This window comes from Oceanobacillus longus (assembly GCF_042650085.1).
GTDB lineage: Bacteria > Bacillota > Bacilli > Bacillales > Amphibacillaceae > Oceanobacillus > Oceanobacillus longus.
In genome coordinates this window covers 1,016,057-1,035,454 of sequence record NZ_JBHSAO010000001.1, presented here as the reverse complement: position 1 = coordinate 1,035,454, position 19,398 = coordinate 1,016,057, and the positions used below count along the sequence as shown (strand labels likewise).

General features: G+C 36.9%; 19 protein-coding genes and 1 other annotated feature. All 19 genes read left to right on the top strand.

Going from position 1 to position 19,398, the window contains the following annotated elements:
• Window positions 1-37: 37 nt before the first annotated feature.
• The 19 genes from spoVE (at window position 38) to pyrR (ending at window position 19,384) form a co-directional block, all read left to right on the top strand.
• Window positions 38-1,138: a stage V sporulation protein E gene (gene spoVE, locus ACFOUV_RS05320; protein WP_379495766.1), complete on the top strand. Its 1,101-nt coding sequence runs from the start codon at window positions 38-40 to the stop codon at window positions 1,136-1,138.
• A 188-nt stretch (window positions 1,139-1,326) separates the two neighbouring features.
• Entirely contained in the window at window positions 1,327-2,139 is an 813-nt protein-coding gene (locus ACFOUV_RS05315; protein WP_379495709.1) for a cell division protein FtsQ/DivIB, read from the top strand.
• Window positions 2,140-2,377: 238 nt separating this feature from the next.
• Complete coding sequence (ftsA, locus tag ACFOUV_RS05310) at window positions 2,378-3,658, top strand: cell division protein FtsA (RefSeq protein ID WP_379495708.1); 1,281 nt, start codon at window positions 2,378-2,380, stop codon at window positions 3,656-3,658.
• 72 nt (window positions 3,659-3,730) lie between these two features.
• Window positions 3,731-4,909, top strand: a complete 1,179-nt coding sequence (gene ftsZ / locus ACFOUV_RS05305; RefSeq protein ID WP_379495707.1) for a cell division protein FtsZ — start codon at window positions 3,731-3,733, stop codon at window positions 4,907-4,909.
• A 305-nt stretch (window positions 4,910-5,214) separates the two neighbouring features.
• Window positions 5,215-6,750, top strand: coding sequence for a BCCT family transporter (locus tag ACFOUV_RS05300; protein WP_379495706.1), 1,536 nt, complete (start codon window positions 5,215-5,217; stop codon window positions 6,748-6,750).
• A gap of 390 nt (window positions 6,751-7,140) precedes the next feature.
• Window positions 7,141-8,061, top strand: a complete 921-nt coding sequence (spoIIGA, locus tag ACFOUV_RS05295; RefSeq protein ID WP_379495705.1) for a sigma-E processing peptidase SpoIIGA — start codon at window positions 7,141-7,143, stop codon at window positions 8,059-8,061.
• A 29-nt stretch (window positions 8,062-8,090) separates the two neighbouring features.
• Window positions 8,091-8,795, top strand: coding sequence for an RNA polymerase sporulation sigma factor SigE (sigE, locus tag ACFOUV_RS05290; RefSeq protein ID WP_379495765.1), 705 nt, complete (start codon window positions 8,091-8,093; stop codon window positions 8,793-8,795).
• A 122-nt stretch (window positions 8,796-8,917) separates the two neighbouring features.
• On the top strand, window positions 8,918-9,700 hold the full coding sequence (sigG, locus tag ACFOUV_RS05285; RefSeq protein WP_379495704.1) for an RNA polymerase sporulation sigma factor SigG: 783 nt from the start codon (window positions 8,918-8,920) through the stop codon (window positions 9,698-9,700).
• A 165-nt stretch (window positions 9,701-9,865) separates the two neighbouring features.
• Complete coding sequence (locus tag ACFOUV_RS05280) at window positions 9,866-10,129, top strand: YlmC/YmxH family sporulation protein (RefSeq protein ID WP_379495703.1); 264 nt, start codon at window positions 9,866-9,868, stop codon at window positions 10,127-10,129.
• A 73-nt stretch (window positions 10,130-10,202) separates the two neighbouring features.
• The gene (pgeF, locus tag ACFOUV_RS05275; RefSeq protein WP_379495702.1) at window positions 10,203-11,012 is read left to right on the top strand and encodes a peptidoglycan editing factor PgeF; all 810 of its coding nucleotides are present in this window, start codon (window positions 10,203-10,205) and stop codon (window positions 11,010-11,012) included.
• A 27-nt stretch (window positions 11,013-11,039) separates the two neighbouring features.
• Window positions 11,040-11,711, top strand: a complete 672-nt coding sequence (locus ACFOUV_RS05270) for a YggS family pyridoxal phosphate-dependent enzyme (protein WP_379495701.1) — start codon at window positions 11,040-11,042, stop codon at window positions 11,709-11,711.
• Between the two features lie 26 nt (window positions 11,712-11,737).
• Window positions 11,738-12,169, top strand: a complete 432-nt coding sequence (locus ACFOUV_RS05265) for a cell division protein SepF (protein WP_379495700.1) — start codon at window positions 11,738-11,740, stop codon at window positions 12,167-12,169.
• Window positions 12,170-12,175: 6 nt separating this feature from the next.
• Window positions 12,176-12,442, top strand: a complete 267-nt coding sequence (locus ACFOUV_RS05260) for a YggT family protein (RefSeq protein WP_379495699.1) — start codon at window positions 12,176-12,178, stop codon at window positions 12,440-12,442.
• 17 nt (window positions 12,443-12,459) lie between these two features.
• Window positions 12,460-13,236, top strand: coding sequence for a YlmH family RNA-binding protein (locus ACFOUV_RS05255; protein ID WP_379495698.1), 777 nt, complete (start codon window positions 12,460-12,462; stop codon window positions 13,234-13,236).
• Between the two features lie 95 nt (window positions 13,237-13,331).
• A complete protein-coding gene (locus ACFOUV_RS05250) occupies window positions 13,332-13,835 on the top strand; it encodes a DivIVA domain-containing protein (protein ID WP_379495697.1) in 504 nt (167 codons plus the stop codon).
• Between the two features lie 62 nt (window positions 13,836-13,897).
• Window positions 13,898-14,114: a binding site (T-box leader), on the top strand.
• A 150-nt stretch (window positions 14,115-14,264) separates the two neighbouring features.
• Window positions 14,265-17,021, top strand: a complete 2,757-nt coding sequence (gene ileS / locus ACFOUV_RS05245; protein WP_379495696.1) for an isoleucine--tRNA ligase — start codon at window positions 14,265-14,267, stop codon at window positions 17,019-17,021.
• A 182-nt stretch (window positions 17,022-17,203) separates the two neighbouring features.
• Window positions 17,204-17,680 carry a signal peptidase II gene (gene lspA / locus ACFOUV_RS05240; RefSeq protein ID WP_379495695.1) on the top strand — a complete coding sequence of 159 codons (477 nt, stop codon included), beginning with the start codon at window positions 17,204-17,206 and terminating at the stop codon, window positions 17,678-17,680.
• On the top strand, window positions 17,677-18,588 hold the full coding sequence (locus ACFOUV_RS05235; protein WP_379495694.1) for an RluA family pseudouridine synthase: 912 nt from the start codon (window positions 17,677-17,679) through the stop codon (window positions 18,586-18,588). Before lspA ends, ACFOUV_RS05235 begins: the two co-directional genes overlap by 4 nt.
• Window positions 18,589-18,841: 253 nt before the next feature.
• Window positions 18,842-19,384, top strand: coding sequence for a bifunctional pyr operon transcriptional regulator/uracil phosphoribosyltransferase PyrR (gene pyrR / locus ACFOUV_RS05230; protein WP_379495693.1), 543 nt, complete (start codon window positions 18,842-18,844; stop codon window positions 19,382-19,384).
• The last annotated feature ends 14 nt before the right edge of the window (window positions 19,385-19,398 follow it).

Genomic DNA, 19,398 nt, shown 5'->3' with positions numbered 1-19,398 from the left:
TATATTGGAAAAAAGGGGTGTTTTTTTGTTTAATAAACTGTTTAAGGAGCAAAGAAAACCAGATTTAACTTTGCTTTTTGTTATATTAATTCTATTGACTGCTGGAATTGTTATGGTCTACAGTTCTTCCTATGTGTGGTCTGAATACAAATATGATGATGCATTTTACTATTTAAAAAGACAGCTTCTATTTGCAGGTGCTGGGGTAGTTGCCATGTTCTTTTTTATGGTGATTCCTTATTACACCTGGAAAAAGTATGCGAATATTATTCTAATCATATGCTTTGCACTATTATTACTCGTATTAATACCAGGAGTAGGTTTAGTCAGAGGTGGGGCACAAAGCTGGATAGGAGTGGGAGCATTCAGTATCCAGCCTTCCGAGTTTATGAAGTTGGGTTTAATTATTTTCTTGGCAGCAATCCTATCGGCTAACCAAAAATATATTACATCTTTCAAAAAAGGTTTCTTTCCATGTATCCTGTTAATTTTCACTGCATTTGGGTTAATTATGCTCCAACCGGATCTTGGTACTGGAATGGTCCTTGTTTTGACGTGTATGATTATGGTTTATACAGCGGGAGCGAGGCTAACACATTTTTTCGGATTAGCAGCACTTGGTATGCTCGGATTTGTTGGATTAATCGCTTCGGCACCATATCGAATAAATCGAATAACTGCTTTTCTGAATCCATGGGAAGATCCATTGGGAGATGGTTTTCAAATCATCCAATCTCTTTATGCAATTGGACCTGGTGGATTAATGGGGTTAGGCTTGGGAAACAGTCTGCAAAAATACTTTTATTTGCCTGAGCCGCAAACAGATTTCATTTTTGCTATATTGGGAGAGGAACTCGGATTCATCGGTGGGACAGCAGTGATTCTTTTATTTTTATTGCTTTTGTGGAGAGGAATAAAAATATCTCTGGAAGCACCAGATTTATTTGGACGTTTTTTATCTCTTGGAATTGCTGCTATGCTCGCCGTACAGGCGATGATAAATATTAGTGTTGTGATTGGGCTTATTCCAGTAACAGGTATAACCTTACCGTTTTTAAGTTATGGTGGTTCCTCACTGACTTTAACATTATGTTCTGTAGGAATATTGTTAAATATTAGCATTTATTCTAAAATTTAATCACATTATTTCTTTAATCGTACAATTGGAAGATATTTATACTTTATTAATGGGCAAAAAACTTGATAAACTATAGTAAGTACAATACATCTTCCGCTCTGTTTTATGATATAATTCATTTAAATAGATAGAAGCGGCTCATGTGTTGCCGTTTATTCTTTTAATATGGTAAAAAGGAAGAAATGGAGATGAGCAAAAAAAATATTGTTTCAATCGAAGATCGAATTCCAAAATTGAAACAAGCCCGTAAGAAAAAAGCAAACCGACGTCTAATATTTTATCTTTCCATCTTTTTCTCTTTAATAGCAGTCATTGTCTATTTACAATCACCATTGAGTCATGTAAAGACAATTAATGTTGATGGGAATTCATATATAGTGGATGAGGAGATTATTGAATACAGCAATTTAACATCAGGTACCAATATTTGGACAATCAATCAATCTGAGATTGAGAGGTTAATAAGTAAAGATCCTATTGTCGAATCTGTATCAGTAGAAAGAAGATTACCATGGACGGTAAATATACATGTTTCGGAAGAGCAGATTGTCGGGTATGTACAAGAGGGTAGAAATTATAGTCCCGTTATGGGTAATGGCGAGATTTTAAAAGTGTCAGGAGATACATACCGTGGTGACGCACCATTAATCAATGGGTTTAATGACGGAGAATATTTGAATCGAATGGCTGAGGAATTAAAAAAGTTACCTGGAAGCATTCTGAATTTAATTTCTGAAATTTACTGGGAACCAACAGAAGATAACAATAATAACATTCAATTATATATGAATGATGGTTATATTGTTAAAGGCACAATTCGTGATTTTGCGGAAAGGATGAAAGTTTATCCGTCGATTGTGTCCCAGCTCGATTCCGACGATAAAGGAATTATCCATATTGGCGTGGGAGTTTATTTTGAATCTTTCAATAACGAAGAGGAAGAGACGGAAATTGATGTTGATTTTGAAGAAGAAGTTGAAATACATGATTCCGACCAATAACAGGTTATTGAATGATTAAAAGTCATATAATTTAAGTTCTTATCGAAGGATATAGTAAGGAAATTTATTTTTTTAAGAAAATGAAAAGGTATATGACCATTCTATGTGGAATAACCTATATATATTTTATTTTTTTAATCTTTTCCTCTAAAATAGTAAATTATACAATAAAACAAAGCAGTTAATAGAAACATAATTAAGAAATTATAGATGTTTCTTAATCGGGAGGTGCCTTTCATTGAACAATAGTGAAATATTAGTAAGTCTTGATATAGGTACAACTACAATCAAAGTGATCATTGGAGAAGTTCTGAACGATTCATTAAATATAATCGGTGTTGGAACTGCAAAATCAAATGGTATGAAAAAAGGTGCAATAGTTGATATCGATCAAACAGTGCAATCTATCAGAAGTGCTGTCGAACAAGCTGAACGTATGGTAGGAATGCATATAGAAAGAGTCGTTGTTGGAATTAATGGAAACCATATTCAATTACAGCCCTGTCATGGTGTTGTAGCAGTACAAAGTGAAAACAGGGAAATCGGAGATGAAGATGTTACGAGAGTTATCGAAGGCGCACAAGTAATTTCCATTCCACCGGAACGTGAAATTATCGATGTTATTCCAAAGCAGTTTATTGTTGATGGTTTGGATGAAATAACCGATCCACGTGGAATGATTGGTGTTCGGCTAGAAATGGAAGGTACTATAATTACATGTTCCAAAACTGTATTACATAACATTCTCAAATGTGTGGAACGTGCTAATTTGCAAGTATCAGACATTTGTTTACAGCCGCTTGCTTCGGGTACAATTGCTCTTTCCAAAGATGAAAAAAATATGGGGGTAGCACTTATCGATGTCGGTGGTGGATGTACAACTGTTTCTATATTTGAAAATGACCATCTTGTAACGACAAGTGTTGTCAGTTTGGGTGGAGATAATATTACAAAAGATTTGTCAATTGGACTTCGGACATCAACGGAAGAAGCAGAAGATGTTAAACTTAACTATGGGCATGCTTTTTATGATGATGCACAGGAAGAAGAGACTTTTGAAGTTTCGACTATCGGCAGTAACAAAAGGCAAACCTATAACCAGTTGCAGATTTCTGATATGATTGAGGCAAGATTGGAAGAAGTCTACGCATACGTGGAAAGAGAAATTAGGAAAATGGGTCAGGAACTACCTGGTGGCTATGTACTAACTGGTGGTACAATTTCGATGCCAGGCAGTCTAGAACTTGCTCAAGACCTTTTTCAATCCAATGTTCGCGTAGCTATCCCAGATTACATAGGTGTCAGAGAACCGCAATATACAGCAGGAGTCGGGATATTGCAGTTTGCTTATCGTAATGCGAAAATACAAGGGAAAGAATTATTTCCGTCGGTGGCAATAAGTACAGATGAACCGAAACCTAAAAGACAAATGAAACAATCAAAGGTAAAGAATGAATCAAACGAAAATAAGAAAAAAGAATCTGGTTTTGCTAATTTGTTTAAGTACTTTTTTGATTAAGGATTAAACCTTATAGATTAGATACTGGATTTCTTGTAATCTTGTACATTAGTACATTAGGAGGAAAGATATATGTTGGATTTTGATACAAATATGGAGGAATTAGCTACAATTAAAGTAATCGGCGTTGGCGGCGGCGGTAACAACGCTGTAAACCGAATGATTGAGCACGGTGTAGAGGGTGTTGATTTCATCGCGGTTAATACTGATGCACAGGCATTAAATCTATCAAAAGCAGATTCGAAAATTCAAATTGGTGGTAAATTGACTCGCGGGTTGGGTGCAGGTGCCAATCCGGAAGTAGGTAAAAAGGCTGCTGAAGAAAGTAAAGAGCAATTGGAAGAAGTACTACAAGGAGCCGACATGGTTTTTGTAACTGCCGGAATGGGTGGCGGTACCGGTACTGGTGCAGCTCCTGTTATTGCGCAAGTAGCAAAAGATTTAGGCGCATTAACTGTTGGGGTTGTAACTCGTCCTTTCTCTTTTGAAGGTAAAAGACGATCCACGCAGGCAATTACTGGTATTGATACACTTAAAGGAAGTGTAGATACTTTAATCGTAATACCGAACGACAGATTACTTGAGATTGTTGATAAAAATACACCAATGCTTGAAGCATTCCGAGAAGCAGATAATGTATTAAGACAGGGTGTACAGGGAATCTCTGATTTAATTGCAAAACCAGGTTTGATTAATGTTGACTTTGCTGATGTTAAAACAATCATGTTCGATAAAGGGTCAGCATTGATGGGTATAGGTATAGCAACTGGTGAAACACGTGCAACGGAGGCAGCCAAGAAAGCAATTTCTTCTCCATTGCTTGAGACTTCCATTGATGGCGCACACGGAATATTAATGAACATAACGGGTGGTACAAATCTTAGCCTTTATGAAGTACAGGAAGCAGCAGATCTTGTAACATCTGCTGCAGATAAAGAAGTTAATGTTATTTTCGGTTCCGTAATCAATGAGAATTTAAATGATGAGATTGTTGTTACTGTTATTGCAACTGGTTTTGATGAGACAATTCAAAGAGCAGATAGTAAACAAAAACAACCTCGTTCAATGATTAATCATAATCAGCATGCTGCTACCAAAGCGACTGAGGAACAACCTATTCAGCGGGAACGGGAGCAACAACGGGAGCAACAACAAACACAACAACCAACACAACAACAACCTCGAGTAAGACAAGAGGATGAAGAGCTTGATATACCGACATTTTTAAGAAATCGCAATCGAAACCGATAATTAATTCATTATAGTGATTTTAAGAGGCTGTCTCAAAGGGAATGATTTCTTCCTTTTGGGGCAGCCTTTATTTGTTTTGGTTAATATAAAAATCCTTTTACTAGAGCAGACTCTTTTTCATAATTTCTGACACTGATTTTATATCTATTTCTAGAGTCAAACGAAATCGTATTCCGAATTTAATTTTCTTTCACTAAGGCATCAATCTCGTGAAAATAGTCATCCACCTACGTGATGTTTACCTTCTGTTACATAGTGGAAGTTAGTTTTGTATATGAAAGTAATCATAGGTAGGTGATAAAGAAATGAAATATATTTCTGAAAAATTAAAAGCACACACTGTATTTATTATATCGACCATATTGATATTAGGTATCGTTATTTGGGGACTTATTTCCCCCGAATTGATGAATGAGACTACGACCATGTTAATGAATAAGATGACCCAAAATCTTGGCTGGTTCTATGTTTTGGCCACTATATTATTCATTAGCTTTTGTATTTATTTAGGTCTAGGGCCGTACAGACATATGAAACTTGGGGAGAAAGACTCTAAGCCGGAATATTCCTACTTTGCCTGGATTGGTATGCTATTTGCAGCTGGAATGGGTGTAGGACTTGTCTTCTGGGGGGTTGGCGAACCACTTTCCCATTTTGCTGATCCACCAGCAGGAATAGAAGCAGAAACTCAGGAAGCAGCTGAAAAAGGATTGGTTCTTAGTGTTTTTCATTGGGGAATCCAACCATGGGCTATTTATGCGATTGTGGCTCTTGGGATTGCCTTTGCAAAGTTTCGCAAAAATCTCCCTGGCTTGATCAGTTCGTCCTTCTATCCTTTGATTGGTGACAATATCCATAAATGGCCAGGTAAACTAATTAATATTATAGCAATCGTGTCAACAACAGTTGGGATTGCAACTTCATTTGGATTAAGTACCATGCAGGTTGGCAGCGGTTTGTCAGAAGTTTTTGGCTTACCGAATAATATGTGGATGCAGTTGATTATCGTTGGGTCAGTAACTATTATATTCCTGATTTCTGTCGTGTCGGGACTGGATAAGGGAATGAAATATCTCAGTATTTCTAATCTGGGACTAGCAGGTATTCTCCTACTAATCGTATTTATTGTAGGGCCAACCGTATTTTTGATTGAACATATTTTTAAAACAATCGGTCAGTATGGGGGCAGCTTTTTTGAACTATCATTTAATACAACCCCTTACAACGGAGAAAATGAATGGATGAGTACATGGACACTATTCTATTGGGCGTGGATCATCTCCTGGAGTCCGTTTGTTGGTACGTTTATTGCTCGAGTCTCTAAGGGGCGTAAACTTGGAGAATTTATGTTAGGGGTTCTCATCGTTCCAACACTTGTAACCATTTTGTGGTTTGTTGTATTCGGGGGAACCGGTCTCCATATGGAACTGACCGGTCAAGCAGATTTTGCTTCCGAAATCAATGAGACACCGGAGATTGGTCTGTTCCAAGTGCTGGAAAAGTTGCCATTAGGTTTGTTCTTAAGCATAGCATCCCTAATCCTGATTGGCATCTTTTTCATAACATCTGCCAATTCGGCGACTTATGTTCTTGGTGTGTTTTCCTCTTCCGGTAATCTGAATCCTGGAAATAAAATACTTGTAACCTGGGGGTTGCTTATTTCCTCAATCGCCACCGTGCTACTGTTGAGTGGCGGGCTTGATGGGCTTCAGGCAATTGCAACAATAACAGCATTACCCTTTGGAGTGATTATGATTTTGATGATGATAGCTATCACCCGTTCACTCAGAAAAGAAGGGGAAGATAAGAATAAAGTAGAGAAGGAACAAGAAGATTGGTAGGATTTTTTCATTCTTCCTGGATAGAAAAACGGGGCTGTCTCAAATTTGGGACAACTTCGTTTTTTTTATGATTAGTAATTTCGACTGAAATCGTCATTTCACATGGATCACTTCGTATGTCGACCCACTTCACATCATTTACTCTATATCCTTACTTACCGTGTTTCAGTTATCTTTTGTAGTTACGTACATCTCATACGCCACCCGGGTCATTATGGTTTTGATCCCCGACAGGGTTACCTAGGAATAGTGAAAATTAGCTTTATTATGCATACAAGAAGTGACAGACTTTGCTTCCGAAGTCATCTATAATTTTGAGTAATTCCATATATATCTATGTAATATCTCTCAGCGTTTTCCGAAAGGTATTTGGAGGAAGGAAGAGAAAAATTGACCATTTATCTTGATGCCGTCTGGGCATTAAATTTTTTTCTCGATTTAATGCTTTTAATGCTTACAAAAGCTTTAGCCAGGGATAATGTAGGGAAAGTCAGGTTGCTTTTTGGAGCATTTATTGCTTCTCTAATTGTGCCAATTAGCCTTTATTTTCCTGGTTCCTTTATTAACGGGTTACTAGGGAAAGTGTTGTACTCATGTTTTATTATTCTATGCACGTTTGGTTTTAAGGGTTTCTATCGAATGATGAAATTATTATTATTATTTTATTTTACATCATTTGCAGTTGGGGGTGGATTAACAGGAATTTATTTTTTGCTTACCAATCCTGTTTCGGTTACCGAGAATGGAATTTTAACATTTAACAAGGGATATGGAGATCCGATTAGTTGGCTGTTTATACTTATAGGATTTCCGATTGTATGGTACTTTACTAAATCACGAATGGACGAGCATGCAGGCGAAAAAATTAGGTATGACCAGCTTTGCCAGGTGAGCATCCAAATTAATAATAAATCTTTTTCAACAATGGGCTATATTGACAGTGGAAATCAACTTATTGACCCACTGACCAAAAAACCAGTAGTCATATGTGATGAAGTATTTTTAAAGAATTGGTTTTCAGAGGAAGAATGGCAGCAATTGAGGGAAGCAAATGATCAGTTGGCTCTCGATCGAATTCCAGAAGAATGGGGGAATAAAGTTCAGGTTATTCCGTACCAAGGGGTTGAGGGGAAAAGCATGTTTCTGCTGGCAATCAGGCCTGATCAGGTAATGGTTGATTATGAGAATCAAAACTTGATAACAAGCAATGTTCTAATTGGTATTCAGTTTGCATCACTGGTTAAGGATCAAAGCTATCATTGTTTATTGCATCCGCAAATTATTAAATTAGCTACAATTCAATCTGCATAAGGGAGTGGAGGAACGTGAGTCTTTGGAATATGAAGTTTAAACTAGGTTGGTACAAATTATTAATTAAATTAGGATTTAAGTCTTCAGAAATATATTATATTGGAGGTAGTGAGGCACTACCACCTCCCCTTTCCAAACAAGAAGAACAGGAGTTACTTATATTATTGCCAAAAGGAGATAAAGGAGCAAGAGCAATGCTTATTGAACGGAATTTGCGTCTTGTTGTATATATTGCACGTAAATTTGAAAATACAGGAATCAATATTGAGGATTTGATTAGTATAGGTACGATAGGACTTATAAAAGCAGTTAATACATTTAACCCTGAGAAAAAGATTAAACTTGCTACGTATGCATCCAGATGTATCGAGAATGAAATCTTAATGTATCTTCGCAGGAACAATAAATTGAAATCAGAAATTTCCTTTGATGAACCGTTAAATATTGATTGGGACGGAAATGAATTATTGTTATCTGATGTTCTTGGAACTGAAGAAGATATAATAACGAAAAACCTGGAATCGAGTGTAGATAAGACACTACTTAAAAGCGCACTGGAGACATTGAATGCACGAGAGAAACAAATTATGGAACTGCGGTTTGGACTTATTGGCGAAGAGGAGAAAACCCAGAAAGATGTAGCTGATATGCTCGGAATTTCTCAGTCCTATATTTCAAGACTTGAAAAGAAAATCATACGTAGGTTGCAAAAAGAATTTAATAAAATGGTTTAGGCAGACATCATAAGGTTTTGACTTGATATAGGCCCTTAAATTGAATTTTGCATTTGCATAAAAACCCTCCAGTGGGGAGATACTGTCCTTGAACAGCATCACCGACTGGGAGGGTTGACAGAATGACTAGACATAAAGTTGAGATATGTGGTGTTGATACATCTAAACTGCCTGTACTTAAAAATGACGAAATGAAAAAACTCTTTATAAGAATTCAGCAGGAAGGCGATATATCTGCACGTGAAGAGCTTGTGAACGGAAATTTAAGGCTAGTATTAAGTGTAATCCAAAGATTTAATAATCGCGGAGAATATGTAGATGATTTGTTTCAGGTTGGTTGTATTGGATTAATGAAATCAATTGATAATTTTGATCTATCCCATAATGTAAGATTCTCCACGTATGCTGTTCCTATGATTATTGGAGAGATTAGAAGATACCTTCGTGACAACAATCCGATACGAGTTTCCAGGTCCTTACGTGATATTGCATATAAAGCATTAACAGTAAGAGAGAAACTGATAAGCAAAACTTCAAAAGAGCCAACACCTGCAGAAATTGCAGAGGAAATGGGGATACCGCACTCTGAAATCGTGTTTGCACTCGATGCAATTCAAGACCCGGTATCTTTATTTGAACCAATTTATAATGATGGAGGAGATCCTATTTTTGTAATGGATCAAATCAGCGATGATAAGGACAAGGATTCCTCCTGGGTAGACAAACTGTCTCTTAAAGAAGGCATGCATCAATTGAATGAAAGAGAAAAGATGATCTTAAACAAGCGCTTTTTTCAAGGAAAGACTCAAATGGAAGTTGCAGATGAGATTGGGATTTCGCAGGCACAGGTCTCTCGCTTGGAGAAAGCAGCAATAAGTCAGATGAATAAGCAGATGTTTGAATAAGTTTATAAGAGGAGTTTAAACACGATAAGTATCCAACTATACAATTAAATAAAGGTTGAAATAGACCAGAAAGAACAGGTTATTACTGTTTTTTCTGGTTTTTTGCGGAATTAAGAAATAATCTTACCTGCCAGCATATATTTAAATAGAGGGCAGGTGAGCATAATGGTAAAATTATCCGAATTGCAATTAAAGGAAATTATCGTTATTGATGATGGAAGAAGACTTGGTCATATTACCGATTTGGAAATCAACGGTAACTCAGGTAAAATTATTGCTATTGTGGTTGATGCAAGAGAGAAGAAAAGTGGCGGTATGTTTTCCAAAGCTGATGAGTTAATGATTTCCTGGGATCAAATTGTTCGAATCGGATCTGATGTTATTCTTGTAAAGGAAGTTCAAGGGCCAGATTTGTATCGCGGAGCTTAATTTAGTAATTAGCCAATTCATACATGTCAAAATATGATAAAATAAGACAAGTCTATTTCCAGGAGGAACAGTAATGAATGAACCATTTAAGGAAAAGGGTGGGTCCTATTTACATATTGAAAAATGGCAGCAGATAACTCCAAATCTCGTCGCTGGTTTCACAACTAGAAATGGAGGAGTAAGCAGAGAACCTTATCACACTTTCAATTTAGGACTCCATATACCAGATCGGCACAACGATGTATTGGCAAACAGAAGAAGGTTGGCTGATAAATTGAGTATACCTGTTGAAAACTGGGTATCTGGAGAACAGGTACACGGTACTTCTGTTAAAAGTATAACAGTAGCTGATAAAGGTAAAGGATCTATTTCTTATGATAGCTCAATTAAGGGAACAGATGGAATAATTACAAAAAATAAGGGACTTCTTTGCACAGCATTTTTTGCAGATTGTGTTCCGTTATATTTCTTTGATCCGGTGACTCAATCTATAGGAATTGCCCACGCTGGATGGAAAGGTACTGTGGGTCGGATCGCAGAGAAAATGGTGGAGGCATTTAAGGAAATGGGAGCACAACCTGAAAACCTTCTTGTTGCAATCGGTCCATCCATTTCAAAGGAGTATTATGAAGTGGATGGTCATGTTATTTCTTCCATCAGTAAAGAAAACAGGGAAAAAACAGTTACTCCATTGCATAATAATCACTTTTTATTGGATTTAAAACAATTAAATGTAGAAATCCTTTTACAATCTGGTGTAATCAGTCATAATATAGAGGTAACAAAATATTGCACTTATCGTGATGAGAACTTATTCTTTTCACATAGAAGAGATTTTGGCAAAACAGGGAGAATGTTAGGATTCCTTGGATTCTTAATATGATAATTTAATGGAGGAATTAAAAGATTTATGGAAGTGGCAGGAAATCTAAAAACTATTCAGGAGAATATTGGACATGCTTGTGAAAGAAGCGGGCGTAAGCCGGAAGATATTACAGTAATTGGAGTTACAAAATATGTTACAATAGAGCGAACCAAGGAAGCAATCGATTCAGGGATAGAGAATCTTGGTGAAAATCGTAACGAAGGTTTCCTTGAAAAGTACAACCATTTTGGAAATCAAGCAAAATGGCATTTCATAGGGACTCTTCAGTCGAGAAAAGTAAAAGATGTTATCGACAAAATAAACGTTCTTCATTCGTTGGACAGAATGTCTCTTGCTAAGGAAATAAATAAACGGACGGCTGCACCAATGGATTGTTTTGTACAGATAAATGTAAGCGGAGAAGAATCAAAGCATGGCATTGAGCCGGAAGAAGTACTCCCTTTCATTGAAAAACTAGAAAAGTATCATCACATCCATGTGATAGGTTTAATGACGATGGCTCCGCATATTGATGATCCAGATCGAATTAGGAAAGTGTTCAGAAGTCTGGCAGAACTAAGGGATCGTATTAAAGAGAAGAAATTTAGTCATGCGCCATGTGAATACTTGTCAATGGGAATGAGTAATGATTATGAGATTGCTATTGAAGAGGGTGCAACCCATATCCGAATCGGTTCCAAACTCGTAGGCAGCTGATAGATATTAATTAAAGAGGTGAGCAAATGAGCATAAAAAATAAGTTAAAAAATTATTTCACCATGGATGACGAATATGAGTATGAATATGTTGATGAAGAAAACGTACAAGAAAACGAGAAAAATGCAAATCAAAAGTCACAAAATATTGTTAGCCTGAAAAGCGTACAACAGTCGTCATCCAAGGTGGTTTTGTGTGAACCACGAAACTATAATGAAGCTCAGGAAATAGCCGATAATATCGTAAATAGACGTGCGGTAGTGATTAATCTTCAACGAGTGGAGCATCAACAGGCAAAACGCATCGTAGATTTTTTAAGTGGAACCGTGTATGCCGTAAATGGAGATATTCAAAAACTTGGTTCAGAAACATTTTTATGTACACCTGATAATGTGGAAGTATCCGGAACGATATCGGAAGCATATACAGAGCAGAATGAATTTGAAAAAGGATGGTAGCATTAAATGGTTGAATTATATACAATATTGCATTATGCATTAGTGTTCTATGGCTATGCACTTATCGTTTACATTTTTATGTCATGGTTTCCAGGAGCTCGTGAATCATCATTTGGTCAGTTCTTAACAAAAATATGTGAACCTTACCTGGAACAATTCCGCAAATTTATTCCACCACTTGGTATGATTGATTTATCGCCAATCGTTGGAATTCTTGTTTTACAATTGGCTCGAGCGGGACTTGGTGAATTTTTCCGGATGTTTTTATTTTAAAGGAAGCATGATTTAATATGGATATATATCAGCACTTTAGAAAAGAAGAACAGCCATTTATAGATCAAGTTTTATCCTGGAAAGAACAAGTAGAACTAACATTTCAAGTTAAGTTAACGGACTTTCTTGATCCAAGAGAGCAACAGATCGTTGAAATGCTAATCGGTTCTAACAATGAAGAATTAAAGCTGTATAAAAACGGTGGTGGAACCGAAGCTGAAAGAAAGCGTATTGTGATTGCACCATTTTATGAAGAAATGTCTGATCATTTGTTTCAGTTGACTCTCTTGGAGGCAACTTATCAACACAAATTTATTACACTTGAACATAGGGATGTAATGGGAGCTTTCATGTCACTAGGAGTCAAAAGGAAAAAGCTTGGTGATATAGTGGTTGGTGATGGTATCATTCAAATTGTCCTGGCTGAAGAAATAGCTTCTTATATTACAATGAATTTAACATCCATTAAGAATGCGAATGTAACGTTCGAAGAGAAACCTCTAGCGTATTTGAAACAAGAAAATGAGAAATGGGTGGAATCGGAAAAGACAGTTTCTTCGTTAAGACTTGATGCAGTATTAAAGGAAATCTATCACGTTTCCAGAAAAGATGCGGCTTCTTTTATTCAAAAACTTCAAGTTAAGGTGAATTATAAAGTTGTCGAGGACAGTAAATTTCAGCTGCAGGAAGGTGATTTAATCTCCTTACGCGGCAAAGGAAGAAGTAAGCTTACTGAAATTAAGGGATTGTCGAAAAAAGATAAAGTTAGAATAACGATTGCAATATTAAAATGATCATTGAAGGATTTACCGTTTTTTTGTCGAATTAGTTAAATATTAATGATTAAATCATATTTTAACTACATAAATTCCTTAAGGAGGTGGCCGTTGTGCCATTAACACCACTTGATATTCATAATAAAGAATTTACGAGAGGCTTTCGCGGTTATGATGAAGACGAAGTAAATGAATTTTTGGATCAGGTTATTAAAGATTATGAATTAGTTATAAGAGAAAATAAAGAGCTCACTGAGAAAGTTACTCAGTTAACAGAAAGACTGGGTCATTTCACAAATATTGAAGAGACTTTGAATAAGTCAATTCTTGTTGCACAGGAGACAGCCGAAGAAGTTAGAGGAAATGCAACGAAGGAATCAAAGTTGATTATAAAAGAAGCAGAGAAAAATGCTGATCGAATTATTAACGAAGCATTGAGTAAATCTCGTCGTATTTCAATGGATACAGAAGAACTTAAGAAACAAGCGAAGGTTTTCCGTACAAGATTAAGAATGCTTGTGCAGGCTCAGCTTGAGATGCTGGGTACCGATGATTGGGAAGATTTATTTGAATCAGAGATTGGTGAAGAGCTTGAGCTAGTTGACAACGAATCATAGACCTTGACGTTTACTGGAATTTTACATATAATTCATATACAGATAAGGTCATTATTTAAATAACAAATACATTGATAGAGAAAGTATAAAAGTTTCTTGCTGTTCAGCGAGCCGGGAAATGGTGTAAGCCCGGCCAGTACGCTTTTAGAAAATCACTCTTGAGTATCCATTATGAATTAAGTAATAGTGGGCGGTTATCCCCGTTATGGATTTCGAGTGAATTTAAAAGGATTATTTTAAATTTATAAGGGTGGTACCGCGAGTCTTCTCGTCCCTTTTGGGATAAGAAGGCTTTTTTGTATACCAAAGTTGGTGTTGGAGCTAGCCGATACAATAGAGCAAGCACCATGTTAGCGACGTATGGAGTGGAATTGACTATAGACATATTGACAAGTTTAATGAGGTATATTTAAAGGAGGAAGCACACAGATGGATTATAAAGACACATTGCTCATGCCAAAAACAGAATTTCCAATGCGAGGAAATTTACCAAATAAAGAACCGAAGAGACAGGAACATTGGGACGAAATAAATATTTATGAAAAGAGTTTGGAACGTACGAAAGGGAGACCATCATTTGTATTGCACGATGGCCCTCCTTATGCAAACGGAGATCTTCATATCGGTCACGCGCTTAATAAAGTCTTAAAAGATTTTATTGTTCGTTATAAATCAATGACTGGTTATCATGCACCCTATGTACCTGGATGGGATACACATGGTTTACCAATCGAAACAGCATTAACAAAAAACAAAAAAGTAAAACGCAAAGAGATGAGCGTAGCAGAGTTCCGAAAACTTTGTGCTGAATACGCACTTGGGCAAGTGAACAGCCAACGTACTCAGTTTAGACAACTGGGTGTCCGTGGTGATTGGGATAATCCATACATTACGTTAACAAAAGATTATGAAGCAGCACAGATTAAAGTATTTGGTGAAATGGCAAAAAAAGGATATATCTATAAAGGATTGAAACCTGTTTATTGGTCTCCATCTTCTGAATCTGCCCTTGCAGAAGCTGAGATTGAATACCAGGATAAGCGTTCTGCTTCTATCTACGTTGCTTTTGAAGTTACAGATGGTAAAGATGTATTTGATGGTGGTGAGAAAATTATCATCTGGACAACAACGCCATGGACGATTCCAGCAAATCTTGGAATCAGCCTGCATCCTGATCTTGAATATGTTGTGGCAGAAGTAAATGGGGAAAAATTTGTTGTGGCACATGCATTACTTGAGGCTGTATCAGAAGAACTAGGCTGGAAAAACGTAAATGTAGTCAAAAGCTTTAAAGGCCAAGAAGCTGATCGTGTTGTTGCAAAACATCCATTCTACGATCGTGACTCACTAGTTATGCTTGGTGATCATGTCACAACAGATGCTGGTACTGGCTGTGTTCATACAGCACCAGGACATGGAGAAGACGATTTCTATGTATCAAGAAGCTATGGCATTGATGCATTCTGTCCTGTAGATGATAAAGGGGTATTTACACAAGAAGCACCTGGTTTTGAGGGGTTATTTTATGATAAAGCAAATAAAGTAATTACTGATAAATTGGAAGAAGTCGGTGCATTATTGAAATTGAGCTTCATTACGCACTCCTACCCACATGACTGGCGTACGAAGAAACCGACAATTTTCCGTGCAACAGCACAATGGTTTGCCTCCATTAAAGATTTCCGTCAAGAAATTCTGGATGAAATCAAAGAAGTGAATTGGTATCCGAATTGGGGAGAAACAAGATTATATAATATGGTCCGAGATCGTGAAGACTGGTGTATTTCCCGTCAACGTGCATGGGGTGTTCCGATTCCGGTATTCTACGGAGAAAATGGTACTCCAATTATTACAAATGAAACGGTTGACCATGTATCCAATTTGTTTAGAGAGCATGGGTCAAATATCTGGTTTGAAAAAGAAGCAAAAGAATTACTACCGGAAGGATTCACATCCGAACACAGTCCAAACGGTACATTCACCAAAGAGACAGATATCATGGATGTTTGGTTTGATTCCGGTTCTTCTCATGAAGGAGTTCTTGAGAATCGAAAAGATCATAGAAGACCTGCCGATATCTATCTGGAAGGAAGTGACCAGTATAGAGGATGGTTTAACTCTTCCTTGTCAACAAGTGTAGCTGTGACAGGTAAATCGCCATATAAAACGATTATTAGCCATGGTTTCGTATTAGATGGTAATGGCAGAAAGATGAGTAAATCACTTGGGAACGTCATCCTTCCTTCAAAAGTACAAAAACAGCTCGGATCAGATATATTGCGTTTGTGGGTTGCAAGTGTGGATTATCAAGCCGACGTGCGTATTTCAGATGACATTTTAAAACAGACTTCTGAAGCATATCGTAAAATAAGAAATACGTTCCGTTTCTTATTGGCTAATTTGGCTGACTTCAATCCAGCAACTGATACGATACCTGATCAGGAATTGGAAGAAGTGGACCGCTATATGCTTCACCGATTACAGCAATTGGTATCAGATGTACGTGAAAACTATGAGAAGTATGAGTTTTCACCAACTTTCCACCAAATCCATAATTTCTGTGCGGTTGATTTGAGTTCATTCTATTTGGACTTTGCAAAAGATGTTTTATATATCGAAGCTGCTGACAACAAACGTCGTCGCAGTATTCAAACAGGTTATTATGAAATCCTGACAACACTGGTTAAATTATTGACTCCAATCATTCCACATACCATGGACGAGGTTTGGGAGTATATCCCTGGTGTAGAAGAGGAAAGTGTCCAATTGACAGATATTCCAGAAGCGCGTAATATTGCTGGAATTGAAAATCTGGAAACGAAATGGAATCACTTTATGGAAGTTCGCGATGATATCCTAAAAGCTTTAGAAGAAGCAAGAAGTGAAAAAGTCATCGGGAAATCACTTGAAGCAAAAATTACCATTGTTCCAAAAGATAAAGAGACGAAAGAAGTTTTATCATCCATGGAACATTTACATCAATTTCTAATTGTATCGGATGCTGTTATAAGTGAAAGCAATTCCGATGCAAAAGAATATAAATTTGTAAATGTATTGGTGGAGAAACATCCTGGTGAAAAATGTGAACGATGCTGGGTTGCTTCCGAAACAGTTGGAGGAAATCATGACCATCCGGAATTATGTACACGTTGTGCTACTGTAGTTAAAGAACACTATACAGCTTAATTGCAGATAACTGATAAAATATCCCTCTTCATAGAGGGATATTTTATGTTTCTTAAGCTTGCAGTTGTCTAGTTTTTTGCTTATCCGTTCCAGTGATCGGTCTACTTGTGTTTGCTCTTGAAAACAAAGTAGTTAAAGTATAAGATTATAGGGACATAGAAATGGAAATCGGGGGAAATCGCATGCACTGGTATTATGTCTTCGCACTCATCATCATTGGTATTGACCAGCTGACAAAATGGATTGTCGTTAAATCCATGGAGATCGGTGAACAAATAACTGTGATTGAGAACTTTTTTTATCTTACATCACATCGTAATTCTGGTGCTGCCTGGGGTATTTTAGAGGGGCAGATGATATTCTTTTATATTGTTACTGTCATCGTTGTGATTGGAATTATTTATTACATGCAAAGTTATGCAAAACACGATAAACTTCTTGCAATTGGATTGAGCTTAATACTTGGCGGTGCAATCGGAAACTTTATTGATCGCATATTTCGTAAAGAAGTCGTTGATTTTGCAGATTTCATCATTTTTAATTATGATTTTCCAATCTTTAATGTGGCCGATTCAGCTTTAACAATTGGTGTCATATTAGTGATTATTGCTACTATAATCGATGAAATGAAACAAAGAAAGGAAAAGCCGAAAAAATGACCTATTTTAAACATAATGTAACAGAGGAACAAAATAAAACAAGATTAGATAAGGTTCTGGCTGAAATTAATCCGGAGCGCTCCCGTTCTCAAATTCAAACATGGATCAGTAAGAATCATGTTTTAGTGAATGGCGAGCCTGCGAAAGCAAACCACAAATGTCAAACAGGTGATGAAATCACATGGTCTATACCGGAAGTAGAGCCATTGGATATTAAAGCAGAGGATATTCCTTTATCTATTGTTTATGAGGATAGTGATCTACTCGTTGTTAACAAGCCAAAAGGAATGGTTGTTCATCCTTCTGCGGGACATCAGAATGGAACCCTTGTGAATGCACTGCTTTATCATTGTAAGGATTTGTCCGGAATAAATGGAGTTGAAAGACCAGGGATTGTACATCGAATCGATAAAGATACAAGCGGACTACTCGTTGTTGCCAAAAATGACCATACACATGTCCATTTGTCGGAACAGCTTTCCAATAAAGAAATAAAGCGTAAATATGAGGCTATTGTGCACGGAGAAATTACGCATGAAACAGGAATGATTGATGCACCTATCGGAAGAGATCCGAAAGACAGGCAAAAAATGGGAATTGTGGATAATGGAAAACCTGCTATTACCCATTTTAAAGTACTCAAACATTTTCCTGACTTTACCCATGTGGAATGCCAGTTGGAAACCGGACGTACCCACCAGATTCGTGTTCATATGCGTTACATTGGATTTCCATTAGTTGGTGACCCTAAATATGGCCAGAGAAAAACACTCGATGCAGACGGACAGGCATTACATGCGAAATCGCTTGCGTTTGTACATCCGAGAACAGAAGAATGGCTTGAATTTGAAATAGATGCTCCAGTGGTGTTTCAGGAAGTGCTTGAAACGATTAGAAAAATGTATTGACATCTCGTGCGGAGTTTGTAATAATAAACTAAATGAATAGATGACCTTTAAACATTAGTCCTGTGAGGCTGAAAAGGGAGCGGTAAAAGTATGATTATGTATTCTCAAACCCTTTTTTCCTATCAGGAGAAAAGGGTTTTTATATGGTAGTTAAGAAAGTATAAATACTTTCTTACTGCATAAGTGCGGGCTTTGAGCATTCGCCTAAAGGCTTGGCGAACGCCAAGTTTTCTAAGAATTGAGGTGTGTTTCAGTGAAGAAGAAGACGGAAATATTAGATACAGCTGCCGTGAACAGAGCATTGACACGAATGTCCCATGAAATATTGGAAAAAAATAAAGGCGGCGAAGACCTTGTTCTGATTGGTGTGAAAACCAGAGGTGTACCACTAGCAAAACGAATTCAAGAAAAAATAAAACAAATTGAAGCAATAGAAGTTCCATTTGGTGAACTTGACATTACGATGTACCGTGATGATCTGAAAAAAGTAAATATCAGTAACGAACCTGAAATTAATTCAGCAACCATCGATGTTGAGCTAACCGGAAAGAATGTTATTCTCATAGATGATGTATTATTTACAGGAAGAACAGTTAGAGCAGCAATGGACGCAGTAATGGATATTGGAAGACCATCCCAAATTCAACTGGGAGTATTGGTTGACCGAGGACATCGTGAGCTGCCGATCCGGGCTGATTATGTAGGAAAAAATATCCCGACATCAGATAAAGAAATTATTGTTGTTCAGTTAAATGAAATTGATAATAGTGACCAAGTTTCCATTTATGAAAAATAAATAATTCAACTTTT

Coding starts and splice junctions, on each gene's coding strand:
- ACFOUV_RS05315 (WP_379495709.1), top strand. CDS start 1,327: ATGAGCAAAAAAAATATTGTTTCAATCGAAGATCGAATTCCAAAATTG.
- ftsZ (WP_379495707.1), top strand. CDS start 3,731: ATGTTGGATTTTGATACAAATATGGAGGAATTAGCTACAATTAAAGTA.
- ACFOUV_RS05300 (WP_379495706.1), top strand. CDS start 5,215: ATGAAATATATTTCTGAAAAATTAAAAGCACACACTGTATTTATTATA.
- sigE (WP_379495765.1), top strand. CDS start 8,091: ATGAAGTTTAAACTAGGTTGGTACAAATTATTAATTAAATTAGGATTT.
- sigG (WP_379495704.1), top strand. CDS start 8,918: ATGACTAGACATAAAGTTGAGATATGTGGTGTTGATACATCTAAACTG.
- ACFOUV_RS05280 (WP_379495703.1), top strand. CDS start 9,866: ATGGTAAAATTATCCGAATTGCAATTAAAGGAAATTATCGTTATTGAT.
- pgeF (WP_379495702.1), top strand. CDS start 10,203: ATGAATGAACCATTTAAGGAAAAGGGTGGGTCCTATTTACATATTGAA.
- ACFOUV_RS05270 (WP_379495701.1), top strand. CDS start 11,040: ATGGAAGTGGCAGGAAATCTAAAAACTATTCAGGAGAATATTGGACAT.
- ACFOUV_RS05265 (WP_379495700.1), top strand. CDS start 11,738: ATGAGCATAAAAAATAAGTTAAAAAATTATTTCACCATGGATGACGAA.
- ACFOUV_RS05260 (WP_379495699.1), top strand. CDS start 12,176: ATGGTTGAATTATATACAATATTGCATTATGCATTAGTGTTCTATGGC.
- ACFOUV_RS05255 (WP_379495698.1), top strand. CDS start 12,460: ATGGATATATATCAGCACTTTAGAAAAGAAGAACAGCCATTTATAGAT.
- ileS (WP_379495696.1), top strand. CDS start 14,265: ATGGATTATAAAGACACATTGCTCATGCCAAAAACAGAATTTCCAATG.
- lspA (WP_379495695.1), top strand. CDS start 17,204: ATGCACTGGTATTATGTCTTCGCACTCATCATCATTGGTATTGACCAG.
- ACFOUV_RS05235 (WP_379495694.1), top strand. CDS start 17,677: ATGACCTATTTTAAACATAATGTAACAGAGGAACAAAATAAAACAAGA.